Source organism: Sodalis sp. RH20 (assembly GCF_047324205.1).
Taxonomy (GTDB): Bacteria; Pseudomonadota; Gammaproteobacteria; order Enterobacterales; family Enterobacteriaceae; genus Acerihabitans.
In genome coordinates, this window is the sequence record NZ_CP178733.1 from 3,037,247 (window position 1) to 3,049,818 (window position 12,572).

The 12,572-nt window shown below is 60.8% G+C and carries 8 protein-coding genes; 4 read left to right on the forward strand and 4 right to left on the reverse strand.

What is annotated here, in order from left to right; genetic code table 11:
- Positions 1-69 precede the first annotated feature (69 nt).
- The 4 genes from ACL2XM_RS14020 to lrp all read right to left on the reverse strand — a co-directional run bounded on the left by ACL2XM_RS14020 (position 70) and on the right by lrp (position 6,352).
- Positions 70-1,413, reverse strand: coding sequence for a replication-associated recombination protein A (locus ACL2XM_RS14020; protein ID WP_413728745.1), 1,344 nt, complete (start codon positions 1,411-1,413; stop codon positions 70-72).
- Positions 1,414-1,420: 7 nt separating this feature from the next.
- Positions 1,421-2,032: an outer membrane lipoprotein chaperone LolA gene (gene lolA, locus ACL2XM_RS14025; protein WP_413731113.1), complete on the reverse strand. Its 612-nt coding sequence runs from the start codon at positions 2,030-2,032 to the stop codon at positions 1,421-1,423.
- 210 nt (positions 2,033-2,242) lie between these two features.
- Positions 2,243-5,713: a DNA translocase FtsK 4TM domain-containing protein gene (locus tag ACL2XM_RS14030; RefSeq protein ID WP_413727000.1), complete on the reverse strand. Its 3,471-nt coding sequence runs from the start codon at positions 5,711-5,713 to the stop codon at positions 2,243-2,245.
- Positions 5,714-5,857: 144 nt separating this feature from the next.
- Positions 5,858-6,352 carry a leucine-responsive transcriptional regulator Lrp gene (gene lrp, locus ACL2XM_RS14035; protein ID WP_005287608.1) on the reverse strand — a complete coding sequence of 165 codons (495 nt, stop codon included), beginning with the start codon at positions 6,350-6,352 and terminating at the stop codon, positions 5,858-5,860.
- A 432-nt stretch (positions 6,353-6,784) separates the two neighbouring features.
- Here lrp and trxB point away from each other — a divergent pair, with 432 nt between their 5' ends.
- From trxB to aat, 4 genes are all read left to right on the forward strand, one after another.
- Positions 6,785-7,753 carry a thioredoxin-disulfide reductase gene (gene trxB, locus ACL2XM_RS14040; RefSeq protein WP_410015916.1) on the forward strand — a complete coding sequence of 323 codons (969 nt, stop codon included), beginning with the start codon at positions 6,785-6,787 and terminating at the stop codon, positions 7,751-7,753.
- Positions 7,754-8,284: 531 nt separating this feature from the next.
- Complete coding sequence (cydD, locus tag ACL2XM_RS14045; RefSeq protein ID WP_413722379.1) at positions 8,285-10,048, forward strand: heme ABC transporter permease/ATP-binding protein CydD; 1,764 nt, start codon at positions 8,285-8,287, stop codon at positions 10,046-10,048.
- Positions 10,049-10,050: 2 nt separating this feature from the next.
- Positions 10,051-11,778 (forward strand): heme ABC transporter ATP-binding protein/permease CydC, encoded by a 1,728-nt coding sequence (cydC, locus tag ACL2XM_RS14050; protein ID WP_413731114.1) that lies wholly within the window; start codon positions 10,051-10,053, stop codon positions 11,776-11,778.
- A gap of 44 nt (positions 11,779-11,822) precedes the next feature.
- Positions 11,823-12,551, forward strand: a complete 729-nt coding sequence (gene aat, locus ACL2XM_RS14055) for a leucyl/phenylalanyl-tRNA--protein transferase (RefSeq protein ID WP_410015919.1) — start codon at positions 11,823-11,825, stop codon at positions 12,549-12,551.
- Positions 12,552-12,572 lie beyond the last annotated feature (21 nt).

Sequence of the window (12,572 nt, forward strand, 5' to 3'; positions counted from 1 at the left end):
CTTCGCGACGCCGTCAGAGACTATCGCGGCAACGGATTTTCTATCGCTAACCTTACCGCAACGGCCTGGTTATCGGTAGCGTTTTGTTGGGCTATTTTGATCCTGCGCGCTAAGCCAGGCAAGCTTTTCGCCAATTTTTCCTTCCAGTCCGCGCGGGCTTGGATAGTAGTAGCGGGTGTGCGCCATCTGCTCGGGAAAATAGTCTTCGCCGGCGGCATAGGCGTTCGGTTCATCATGGGCATAGCGGTATTCGGCGCCCAGCCCCATTTCCTTCATCAGCTTGGTGGGGGCGTTGCGCAGATGCTCTGGCACATCATAATCGGCGTTTTCGCGGGCATCATGCATCGCGGCTTTAAAAGCGGTGTAAACCGCGTTGCTTTTTGGCGCGCAGGCCAGATAGACAATCGCCTGGGCAATCGCCCGTTCCCCTTCCGCCGGACCGACGCGGGTAAAACAATCCCAGGCCGCCAGGGCAACCTGCATGCCGCGCGGATCGGCATTGCCCACATCCTCCGAGGCGATGGCCAGCAGGCGGCGCGCCACGTAAAGCGGATCGCCGCCGGCGGTGATGATGCGCGCATACCAATATAGCGCCGCGTCCGGCGCGGAACCGCGCACCGATTTATGCAGCGCCGAAATCAAATCATAATAACGATCGCCCTTATTATCAAAACGGGCGTTGCGCTCGCCGGAAATTTCCTTCAGCAGCAGCGGCGTAAGCACCCGGTTGCCCTGGGCATCGGTTTGCGCCATATCCGCCATCATTTCCAGGCTGTTGAGCGCGCGGCGTGCATCGCCGTTCACCCACTCCGCCAGCACCCGGCGCGTCTCGTCCGGCAGCACGATATTCTGGCCGCCATAGCCCCGCTCCGTATCGGTCATGGCCTGGGCCAGCACCTGTTCGATATCCCCGGCGGTAAGCGCCTTCAGCAGGTAAACTTTGGCGCGGGAGAGCAGCGCGGAGTTAAGCTCGAACGAAGGGTTTTCCGTAGTGGCGCCAATCAGGGTAATGGTGCCCTCTTCCACATGCGGCAGGAAGGCGTCCTGCTGGCTTTTATTAAAGCGATGCACTTCGTCGACGAACAAGATGGTGCGGCGGCCGGCATCACGATTGTGGCGCGCGCGCTCGATCGCCTCGCGGATTTCCTTGATGCCCGAGGTCACCGCCGAAATACGCTCCACATCGGCGTTGCCGTAACGCGCAATCAGCTCCGCCAGCGTGGTTTTTCCGGTACCAGGCGGCCCCCACAGGATCATGGAGTGCAGTTGCCCGTTCTGGATGGCGCGCGGCAGCGGCTTGCCCGGCGCCAGCAGATGCTGCTGCCCGACATATTCTTCCAGCGTTCTGGGGCGCATGCGCGCGGCCAGCGGCTGGAATTCGTTATGGGAAAAATCAAGCGACAGATTGCTCATTTTTACCTCACTGACGCTGATCGTCCAGCGTCACGCCCTTGGGAGGGGTAAAACGGAATTTGGCGTCATCCACCTGGCCGTTATTCTGGCTTTTCAGCTGGTAGGCGCTGCGCTGCCCGTCCTGCTCGACGGCGGTAAAGCTGTTGATGGTGCCGCTGGCGCTGACGTCGATGGTAAATTGCCTCAGGTTGCCGCTGGCGGTCTTGGGCGTCAGCTCAAACCGATCGTTGGTTTGCTTGACGTTGTATTGCCGCCAGTCGTCCGGGCTATTGCGGGTAATCAGCATAAACGGCGTATTGCCGGTGGCGTTTTTCAGCCAAGTGGCGGTGGCCTGTTCGACAAAGGGATTATAAAACCACAGCGTTTTACCGTCTGAAATCAGCAGGCTCTCATCCGGCGCGGTCATATGCCAGTTAAACAGATTCGGCCGTTTTACCCACAGTTCGCCTTCTCCTTCCTGCACCGCGCCGCCGTCCGCGCTGGTCACTTTCTGGGTGAATGCGGCATGGAAACTGTTGACTCGGTTCAGGCGGCTTTGCAGCGCGCCGGCATCATCGGCCAGCGCCGGCGCGGCAACCACGGCGCTAAGCAGGCAAGCGACTAATAACCTTTTATTCATTATAAGCATTCCTTGAAAAATGAAAGGCGCAACATCCGGGCCGGCAAGAAATAGACCGGCCGGCAGGCGACACCCTGATAGGCTTAACTTTATCGGAACAATGACGGGAAGGCATAGGCCAATCCTCTGAAAACCTGCCGCTTTACGCATCTTTGCACAGGGGGTTACCCCCCTGGCGGCCAAAGCAGGCCTGTCATGGGCACCAGCGCGTTAATCCGGCGATGGCGGGGCCAGTACTTCACGGTTGCCGTTATGGCCCTGCGAACTGACGATGCCCTGGATCTCCATTTGCTCGATGATGCGGGCGGCGCGGTTATAGCCGATGCGGAACTGGCGCTGCACCCCGGAAATCGAGGCGCGGCGCTTGTCGACCACGAACTGCACCGCCTGATCGAATAACGGATCCAGTTCCTCGTCGCTGTCCATGCCGCCGGGACCGGCCTCACCCTCTTCGCCCGCGCTGGTGATGCTGTCAATATACTGCGGCCGGCCACGGGCCTTCCAGTCGCTGACGACCGCGTGCACCTCCTGGTCGCGCACAAAGGCGCCGTGCACACGCACCGGTATGGAAGAGTTGGGCGCCAGGTACAGCATATCGCCCATGCCGAGCAATGATTCCGCCCCCGACTGATCGAGAATGGTACGGGAGTCGATTTTACTGGACACGGTAAAGGCGATACGGGTCGGGATATTGGCCTTAATCAGGCCGGTTATCACGTCAACCGACGGCCGCTGGGTCGCCAGCACCAGATGGATGCCGGCGGCGCGGGCTTTCTGGGCCAAACGCGCAATCAGCTCTTCCACCTTTTTGCCCACCGCCATCATCAGGTCGGCGAACTCGTCCACCAACACCACGATATATGGCAGTTTTTCCAGCATCGGCGGCGAATCGGCCATGCCGTCGCCCGGTTTCCAGAAAGGATCCGGCACCGGCCGGCCCATGGCGATAGCCTGTTCAATACGTTCGTTATAGCCGGCCAGGTTACGCACCCCCAGGGCCGACATCAGTTTATAGCGGCGCTCCATCTCGCCCACGCACCAGCGCAGGGCATTGGCGGCGTCTTTCATGTCGGTGACCACTTCGGTCAGCAGGTGGGGAATGCCTTCGTACACCGACAGTTCCAGCATTTTCGGGTCAATCATGATAAAGCGCACCTCTTCCGGCGTCGCTTTATACAGCATGCTGAGGATCATGGCGTTGACCCCCACCGATTTACCTGACCCGGTGGTACCGGCCACCAGCAGATGGGGCATTTTGGCCAGATCGGCAATCACCGGCTGGCCGGCAATGTCCTTGCCCAGCACGATAGCCAGCGGCGAGACGGTCTCGCGGAATTTATCGCAATCCAGCACTTCGCGCAGGTATACCGTCTGGCGGCGCTTGTTCGGCAATTCCAAGCCGACGTAAGGTTTGCCGGGGATCACTTCCACCACCCGCACCGCCACCGCCGACAGGGAGCGCGCCAAATCCCGCGACAGATTGGAAATGCGCGCCGCTTTCACGCCCGGCGCCAGGTCCAGCTCGAAGCGAGTAATAACCGGACCGGGAGAAATACCGACCACCTCGGCCTTCACGCGGTAGTCCGCCAGCCGCGCTTCAACCAGCCGCGCGGTTTGCTCCAGCGCGAACATATCCACCGGTTCGTCCTCCACCGGCGGCGACGTTAACAGGTCCAGCGTCGGCAGCGGCGTGGTGGGCTTGTGCAACGGTTGTTCATTACGCATCAGGAAGGGATGGATCAGGCTGTCCATGGCGGGCGCCGCCGGCTGAACCACCGCGCGCCCTCCCACCGGCGACGGCAATGGCGCCGGCGCGGCGCCTGCCCCTAGCCGTGCCGAAGGCTGGACATGCCCGTCCGACAGCGCGTCCTCATCGTCGGCCGGATAATCCTCTGCGCGGGAATGAGCCTGCTCGTCATAACCGCCGGGAACATGCCCGGCCGCGGTCGACGCGCCGGAACCGAACTCGTGACCAGGCTGCGTGGAGGGCGTAAACCGGGCTGCGAGAGTATCATCCACCCGATCGGCCCGCGGCGGCGGAGCGAACGCCGCAGGCGCATCAATGCCGGCCGGCGGCGAAACCGGCGATGTCGGCATGGCCCGTTCGTCGGCGTCCGCCACGTAACGCATCTCCTGCCGGCGTTGAAATTCGGCGGCCAGCTGCTGTTGCTGCCAGGCGTCTTCTTCCTCGTCGTCGCCCTCGTTCCCGGCCGCGCCATAGCGTTGTTCCTGCTGCTGCAGAAATTCCTGGTGCAGCGCCGATTGCTGGGCGGCGGCTTGTTCTTCCTCGGACTGCGGCGCCTGCGACAGCGCGTCTTCTTCCTGCGGGCGTTGCTGCGCCGTCGCCGTCGCGTTGCGCTGCGACGGCAGCTTGATGCCAAACGAGGCAAGCTCCCGGCGCGTGGGGATGCGTACCCGGTTAGGACGCGGCAATTCAGGACCGATGCCCTGCTTGACCTGCGGATTTTCGTCGCTGGTGGCGCTGAACGCCGGCATAAAGGTCAGCGCGGCGGCGTCATAAGGCGGCGTGGAAGCAGTGACCTGCCCGCTGCTGCGCTGCGCCACGTTGAAATCGTATGGCGTGTGCGATTCGTCACCGTCGTGCTGCCAGTCGCCCATCTGCGGACCATCATCGTCTTCATCGGGAAAGCCGCCCTGGGAAGGAGGAACGGACGGTGCGTCCGGCAACTCAAAACGATATTGCGGGATAGCCTGCGCGGACGCCGACTGGGGGGCCGGCGCGGCGGGCTGCTGGGAGTAGACGGCGGCAGGCGCGGGGCCGGCCGCAGGGGCCGCCACCGGCGGCGACACCGCGCCCGGCGGCGTGACGGCCAGCGGGTCGCCGGTCTGCTCGGCGAGCTCCGGATGGCTGGACGTGGCGGAAGGCCCCGCCACCGTGCCGATAGCCGCGGGAGCGGCATCAGGCTTGGTCCCGGCGGCATCAGGGCCGGAGGTCGCCAGCAGCGGGTCAAGCGCGTCCAACGCTTCGGCGCGGACCGCGTCGTCCCCTGCGGCCTCCAGGTCTTCGTCATCGTACTCGTCGTCGTAGTCCCGCTCGTCGCGGCGGGAGCGGTTCGACATAAATGTCAGGCAACCCATGACCACGCCGCCGATTTTTTCGGCAATGGTGAGCCAGGACCAGCCGGTAAACAGGGTCAGGCCGGACGCCCATACGCAGAGCAGGGTCAGGGTGGCGCCGATGCCGTTAAACCACGGCAGCATGGCGTTGCTGAGCAGGCTGCCGATCACGCCGCCCGAGGCAAAGTAATAGAGATCGTCGACATTGAGCGCGGCCAGGCCGCATGAGGTCAGGATCAGCGCCAGCGTCCCAATCAGCCGCAGCGATAGGGCAAAATAGTCCACATAGTCCTGCTCTTCCCGCTGGCGAAACGACGTCCAGCAGAAAATCAGCATCAGCGGCGGAAGGGCATAGGCCAGCACGCCGAAGGTGAAGAACAGCGTATCGGCAAACCAGGCGCCGATGCCGCCCCCCAGGTTATGGATAGGACCATGCCAGGCAGTTTGCGACCAACTGGGGTCGGAAGGGTTGAAACTGACTAGGGAAATCATCAAATAGAGGGCAAAAATCGCCATGACAATCAGAACAGCCTCGAGTAACCGGCGACTGCTGCTGAGCGTTTTCAATTCAACTTCTTTATCTTCTGTATATTCCTGGCTCAAGAAAGGCTCTCCAGGGTTATCTATGCCGATATAACCGATATAATAGCTTAATAACAGCGCCGGCCGTCATGCCGCCGGCGCTGAAACTGTATGAATGCACAGGAGTGTAACCATAAAACGTGAAATTTGCACCTGTGTTATGACTTAGCGTGTCTTAATGACCAGCCGGTTGCTCTGCTTCACTTCTTCCATCACCACGTAGGTACGCGTATCGTTGACCCCCGGCAGGCGCAACAGCGTCTCGCCCAGCAGTTTACGATAGGCCGACATATCAGGCACCCGCGTTTTCAGCAGATAGTCGAAATCACCCGAAACCAAATGGCATTCCTGAATTTCTTCCAGCTTTTGTACGGCGGTATTGAATTGCTCAAACACATCGGGCGCACCCCGGTTAAGGGTAATCTCCACAAACACCAGTAAAGACGCATCAAGATAATGTGGATTAAGTAAAGCGGTATACCCTTGGATGAAACCCTGGCGCTCAAGACGGCGCACGCGTTCCAGGCAAGGTGTTGGGGATAATCCAACCCGTTTAGAAAGTTCGACGTTTGATATCCGGCCATCCTTTTGCAACTCATTGAGGATGTTACGGTCAATACGATCGAGATCCTTTCCCGGGCGCTTTTTATTGTCTACCATTATTATTGTCTCTCTTAGTACCTTCCCTGTGCTTGCCACACCCCTGCCGACTTCAATGTATCAGGGTTTGCTTTAAGACCCGTTGTCTGTTTTATTTTAGGGCCAACTGTTTCAACTGCCTTGCTAACTGCCTGTCCGAAACCAACGCATCATTTTCCTTACCCTGATGTTTTCGCAAAAGCGCAGCGTATTGTCAAAGTAAAACGATAAAAATCAGAACAACATGCCGATTAAATCCTGCGGAAACACATTGTCCGGGGCTTAAGGGCTCTTTTTAGCCCGATAATGTCCTAATTGATGGTAAAATCCGCCTATCGATAGTCCATAACGATGATAAAAATCGCCAACAACTTTTTGCATCCTTTTCATTGTCTGGTAACTTTCTTATCATCGACGAGTTGGGATCTAAGCGGTGAGTTAAACGAGGAAAATATGTCTACGGCGAAACACAGTAAATTAATTATCCTGGGGTCGGGACCGGCGGGATATACCGCCGCGGTTTATGCCGCCCGCGCCAACCTGCATCCGGTGCTGATAACCGGTATGGAACAAGGCGGCCAGCTGACCACCACCACCGAGGTCGAGAACTGGCCGGGCGATCCGGAAGGGCTGACCGGACCTTCGCTGATGGAGCGCATGTACGCCCACGCCGTAAAATTCAACACCGAAATCATTTTCGATCATATTAACCAGGTCGATTTACAAAACCGCCCTTTCCGGCTGACCGGCGATACCGGTGAATTTACCTGTGACGCCCTGATTATCGCCACCGGCGCATCCGCGCGCTATATCGGCCTGCCGTCGGAGGAAGCCTATAAGGGCAAAGGCGTATCCGCCTGCGCCACCTGCGACGGTTTCTTCTACCGCCAGCAAAAAGTCGCGGTGGTCGGCGGCGGCAATACGGCCGTGGAAGAAGCGCTGTATCTGTCCAATATCGCCACCGAGGTGCATCTGATCCACCGGCGCGATATCTTCCGCGCGGAAAAAATCCTGATCGATCGCCTGATGGATAAGGTCGCCAGCGGCAGTATCGTGCTGCATACCGGCCGCACCCTGGAAGAAGTGGTGGGAGATGAAATGGGCGTGACCGGCGTGCGGCTGAAGAACGTCGTCAGCGGCGTGGTCGACACGCTGGCGGTCGCCGGCGTATTTATCGCCATCGGTCATCATCCCAATACGGCGATTTTCGGCAACCAGCTGGAGCTGGAGAACGGCTATATCCGCGTACAGTCCGGTATTGCGGGCAACGCCACCCAGACCAGCATTCCGGGCGTATTTGCCGCGGGCGACGTGATGGACCATATCTACCGCCAGGCGATTACCTCGGCCGGCACCGGCTGCATGGCGGCGCTGGACGCTGAACGTTATCTGGACGGGTTGGTGCCGGTAAACGATCGGTAAGGGCGTTTCGAGGCGCGGCGTTGATGCGCGGTTCCTGTCGCCACAACCAGCCCGTTTTTTGGACCGTCCGGGACGCGCTCCCGGCGCGACCCTGAGCTTGAGCCGCTCCCGGCGGCTCATCCAGCCGGGCTTTGTGCCGCCAGCGCACGCTATGCCGTTACAACGTCAAAACCACTGTTTGCAACGTTAACGCTTTCTTTTTGTTTTATGTGATATTTGATACCGGGAGGGGATGGCGCTACTGCCATCCCCTTGTCGCATGCCGGCGCCCGGCATACCATGAAAACGCCCAACTTATGGCATGCGAAAAAGCGGCAGAATTTCATATCCCCACGGCGCCGTCCAGTCGGCTGAAATGCCGTTGCGCCCGCAGGCAAAGGTCCCCTGATAAATGTCATTATTATTTTCACCTCCGCCGCAACAGGGTAATATGTCGGCACGCTGGAGAACGCCTGCCCTTTTCCGGCTTTTCGCTTCCCCACATGGGATTTTCGACTTACATACACATCACACCGGCTGAAATTGTCTTCAATGAATAAAAACCGACAGCAAGTGCTTGTCCGCTGGCTCAAGTCGCAAAGCGCGCTGGTAAAGCGCTGGCTTCGTTTCTCTTTACTGCTGGGCCTGCTGAGCGGCCTGGTTATCATCGCCCAGGCCTGGGTATTGGCTTATCTGCTGCAGGCGCTGATTGTCGGGCAGCAGCCGCGCGAGGCGCTTACGGGCTGGTTTATCGCCATGGCGGCGCTGTTTGCGCTGCGGGCGTTGGCAGGCTGGCTGCGCGAGCGGGTCGGTTTTATCGCCGGACAGGTGCTGAGACGGGAAATACGCCGCCAGGTGCTGGATCGGCTGGAACTGCTGGGCCCCGCCTGGATCCAGGGCAAACCCGCCGGCAGTTGGAGCAGCCTTCTGCTTGAGCAGATTGAGGACATGCAGGATTATTATGCGCGCTATCTGCCGCAAATGTATCTGGCGGGCCTGGTGCCGCTGCTGATTTTACTGGCGGTGTTCCCGGTGAACTGGATGGCCGGGCTGATATTATTTTGCACCGCGCCGCTGATCCCCTTGTTTATGGCGCTGGTGGGGATGGGCGCCGCCGACGCCAACCGCCGCAACTTCCTGGCGCTGGCCCGGCTGTCGGGCTATTTCCTCGATCGCCTGCGCGGCCTGGACACGCTAAGACTGTTTGATCGCGCGCAGGCGGAAACCGAGCATATCAGCCGCGCCACCAACGATTTCCGTTTACGTACCATGGAAGTCCTGCGGCTGGCGTTTCTTTCCTCCGGTGTGCTGGAATTTTTTGCCTCGATTTCCATTGCGGTGGTGGCGGTGTATTTTGGCTTTTCGTATCTCGGCGAGCTTCACTTCGGCAGCTACGGCACCGGCGTCACCTTGTTCGCCGGTTTCCTGGTCTTGATACTGGCGCCGGAGTTTTTTCAGCCGCTGCGGGATTTAGGCGCTTTTTACCACGCCAAGGCCCAGGCGGTGGGCGCGGCGGAATCGCTGGTTGCCTTTCTCGAGACCGACGTGCAGTCGCAGGGCGCGGGTCTCGCCGCGCCCGTCCTGGGCCCCATCGGCCTGCGCGCCGAACAACTGGTCATCATGGCGCCGGACGGCACGGCGCTGGCCGGCCCGCTGAATTTCACGCTGGAACCCGGCCGGCGATTGGCCATCGTCGGGCAAAGCGGGGCCGGCAAAAGTTCGCTGTTACATGTGCTGTTGGGATTCCTGCCCTACCAGGGTTCATTGCGCGTTAACGGCCATGAGCTGCGCGACCTGTCGCCGTCGCATTGGCGCAGCCAACTGAGCTGGATCAGCCAAGACCCGTTCCTGCCCGCGCCGACGCTGAAGGATAATATCCTGCTCGGGCGGCCCGACGCGGATGCCGCCGTTCTAAAACAGGCGGTGGAGCAGGCCTATATCAGCGAATTTTTACCGCTGCTGCCGCAGGGACTGGATACCGTGCTTGGCGACAATGCCGCGCGCCTGTCCGTCGGCCAGGCGCAGCGTGTCGCCCTGGGACGCGCCCTGCTGCAATCCCCGGCGCTGATGCTGCTCGACGAACCGACCGCCAGCCTGGACGCCCACAGCGAAAAGCTGGTCACGGCGGCGCTGGACCGGGCATCCCGGCGGCACACCACGATACTGGTCACCCATCAACTGGCGGATATCCGCGATTTCGATGATATCTGGGTCATGGGCAACGGCCAAATCGTGCAGCAGGGACGCTATGCGCAGTTGGCCTCTTTACCCGGCCCCTTTGCCGACCTGCTGGCCTATCGTCGCGGAGGACTCTGACTATGCGCGTATTATTCCCCTTCCTGGCCCTGTATCGCCGCCATGCCGGCCAGATTGCCCTGGGCATGCTCCTGGCCATCGTCACGCTGCTGGCCAGCATCGGCCTGCTCAGCCTGTCCGGCTGGTTCCTGGCCGGCTCGGCGCTGGCGGGCATGGCGGGCTTATACAGCTTTAACTATATGCTGCCGGCCGCCGGGGTGCGCGGCGCAGCCATAACCCGCACCGCCGGCCGCTGGGCGGAACGGGTGGTCAGCCATGACGCCACTTTCCGCGTCTTGCAGCATTTGCGCATCTACACCTTTCAAAAAATCCTGCCGCTTTCCCCCGGCGCGCTGGCCGGTTTTCGCCAGGCGGAGCTGCTTAACCGCCTGGTGGCGGATGTCGATACCCTGGATCACCTCTATTTACGCGTCCTCTCGCCCCTGCTGAGCGCTTTTGTGGTGATTCTGGTGGTCACCGTGGGGCTAAGCTGGCTCGACGCCTCCCTGGCCCTGACATTGGGCGCAATCATGCTGGCGGTGCTGCTGATCGTCCCTCCGCTGTTCTATCGGGCCGGGAAGCCGGTGGGGGAAGCGCTGACCCGGCTGCGCGCCGATTACCGGCAGCACCTGGCCACCTGGCTGCAGGGCAATGCCGAACTAACGGTTTACGGCGCCGCCGCGCGCTACCGCGGGCAATTGGACGAGACTGAACGGCGCTGGCAGCAACGTCAGCGGCAGCAGGCCAACCTGGCCGCCCTGGCGCAGGGGATGCTGACGCTGATAACCGGCATGGCGGTCACCTTGATTTTGTGGCTTGCCGCCGCCGGCATCGGCGGCGACAGTCATCCCGGCGCGCTGATTGCGTTGTTCGTGTTTACCACGCTGGCGGCGTTCGAAGCGCTTGGCCCGGTAGCCGGCGCCTTTCAGCATCTCGGCCAGGTTATCGCCTCGGCCGGACGTATCGCCGACGTCATCGGCCGCGACCCGGCGGTGGTTTTCCCGGCCGACGGACCGGCGGCCGGCGGCGATGCCGCGCTGGTCCTCGACGCCGTCGGTTTCCGTTATCCCGATCAGCCGCTGCCGGCGGTTGCCGGGGTGTCGTTGCGGATAAACGCGGGAGAACATATCGCCATCCTGGGCCACACCGGCAGCGGCAAATCCACCCTGCTGCAATTGCTGACCCGCGCCTGGGACGTGGACCGCGGGCAAATTCTGTTAAACGGTCAATCCCTGGCGCGCTGGAGTGAACCGGCGCTGCGCGCCATGATGAGCGTGGTGCCCCAGCGGGTGCATATTTTCAACGCCACGCTGCGCGACAATCTGCTGTTGGGCGCGGCCCAGGCGGACGACGCGCGGCTGGCCCATATCCTTTCGCTTCTGGGGCTGGACAAGCTCCTGGAAAACCAAGGCCTCGACGCCTGGCTGGGCGAAGGCGGACGGCAGTTATCCGGTGGTGAACAGCGGCGGCTCGGCATCGCCCGCGCCCTGCTCCACGACGCGCCGCTGCTGCTGCTCGACGAACCGACCGAAGGGCTGGACGCCGCCACCGAACGGCGTGTATTGGACGCGTTGCATCAGTTGGGCCGGGCCAAGACCCTGGTGATTATCACCCATCGGCTGCAGGGCCTGGATATGATGGATAGAATTTATGTCATGGATCGGGGCGGGATCGCTGAACAAGGCTCCCATGCGACGCTGATGGCGGAAAAGGGGCGGTATTTTCGTTATCACTCTTCGGGTGGCGTATAATTATCGCTAAAGCGGACGGTTGAGGAGAATAAAAAATAAGCGCTATGCGACTGTACCGGCTTTCTCCGGATTCAATACGATTTCCCGCGCCGACATCCGCGCTGCATGAACCCAACGGGCTGTTGGCCTTCGGCGGGGATCTTTCCCCAGAGCGCCTGCTGGCCGCCTATCAACTGGGCATTTTTCCCTGGTACTCGCCGGGGGATGCCATCTTGTGGTGGTCGCCGGATCCCCGCGCGGTGCTGTTCCCGGAGGAATTCCATATCAGCCGCAGCCTGAAACGTTTTCTCAGGCACAGCCCGTTTCGCGTTACGCTCAACCAGGCGTTTGCCGAGGTGATCGCCGCCTGCGCCGAACGGGGCATAGAAGGCACCTGGATTGGCCCCGAGGTGGTTTTGGCCTATCGCCGCCTGCATGCCCTGGGACAGGCTCACTCGGTGGAAGTCTGGCAGGGCGATGAACTGGTGGGCGGTATGTACGGCGTGGCGCAGGGCGCCCTGTTCTGCGGCGAATCCATGTTCAGCCGCCGGGACAACGCGTCCAAGACGGCGTTGCTGACTTTTTGCCGTTTCTTTAGGCAACAAGGGGGAAAACTGATAGACTGTCAGGTATTGAACTCACACACGGCCTCGTTAGGCGCACGGGAAATACCGCGACGCGACTATCTGACCCTGCTGAGTCAGTTACACCCTTTAACGCTGGCACCCCATTGCTGGCAACCACAAACCCTCTCTGCCGGCAGCGTAGACAGCGACCCCGATCGTTGTGAATAATGCGGCGTTCTTCATCACTTC

Coding starts and splice junctions, on each gene's coding strand:
- ACL2XM_RS14020 (WP_413728745.1), bottom strand. CDS start 1,413: ATGAGCAATCTGTCGCTTGATTTTTCCCATAACGAATTCCAGCCGCTG.
- lolA (WP_413731113.1), bottom strand. CDS start 2,032: ATGAATAAAAGGTTATTAGTCGCTTGCCTGCTTAGCGCCGTGGTTGCC.
- lrp (WP_005287608.1), bottom strand. CDS start 6,352: ATGGTAGACAATAAAAAGCGCCCGGGAAAGGATCTCGATCGTATTGAC.
- trxB (WP_410015916.1), top strand. CDS start 6,785: ATGTCTACGGCGAAACACAGTAAATTAATTATCCTGGGGTCGGGACCG.
- cydD (WP_413722379.1), top strand. CDS start 8,285: ATGAATAAAAACCGACAGCAAGTGCTTGTCCGCTGGCTCAAGTCGCAA.
- cydC (WP_413731114.1), top strand. CDS start 10,051: ATGCGCGTATTATTCCCCTTCCTGGCCCTGTATCGCCGCCATGCCGGC.
- aat (WP_410015919.1), top strand. CDS start 11,823: ATGCGACTGTACCGGCTTTCTCCGGATTCAATACGATTTCCCGCGCCG.